1 protein-coding gene is annotated in these 436 nt (G+C 70.4%); it reads right to left on the bottom strand.

Annotated features, from left to right (window positions below; genetic code table 11):
• Positions 1 to 436: acyltransferase domain-containing protein (locus tag KUM32_RS35430; protein ID WP_217146037.1), on the bottom strand; the 436-nt coding region annotated here is incomplete at both ends.

Raw genomic sequence — 436 nt, 5'->3', positions numbered from 1 at the left:
GGTAGGCCGGGACACCCCCGTGGAACGGTGTGAAGTCCACCGCGACACCGCGGACGAACAGTTCACCGGCCGACAGCAGGAACCGCCGCAGACCGCCTTCGTCGCGGCGCAGGGTGCCGACCGCGAGGACCGTGGTGTCGCCGCCGATGTCCTCGGCGGTCTCCTCGATGGGTATGGTCAGGACGGGGTGGGCGCTGACCTCGACGAAGGCGCCGAAGCCGGCGCCGGCCAGCTTGCGCACCGCTGTTTCGAACTCCACGGTCCGGCGCAGGTTGCGGTACCAGTACCCGGCATCGAGACCCGCACCGTCCGCCCACTGCGCGTCCACCGTGGAGAAGAAGGGCACCGAGGCCGTCCGCGGGGACACCGGCGCGAGCACGTCCAGGATCTCCTCGCGGATCTCCTCCACGTGCGTCGAGTGTGAGGCGTAGTCGAC

The sequence above is a fragment of the Streptomyces sp. AC627_RSS907 genome, from assembly GCF_019049165.1.
This window is presented reverse-complemented; position numbering and strand designations above follow the sequence as displayed.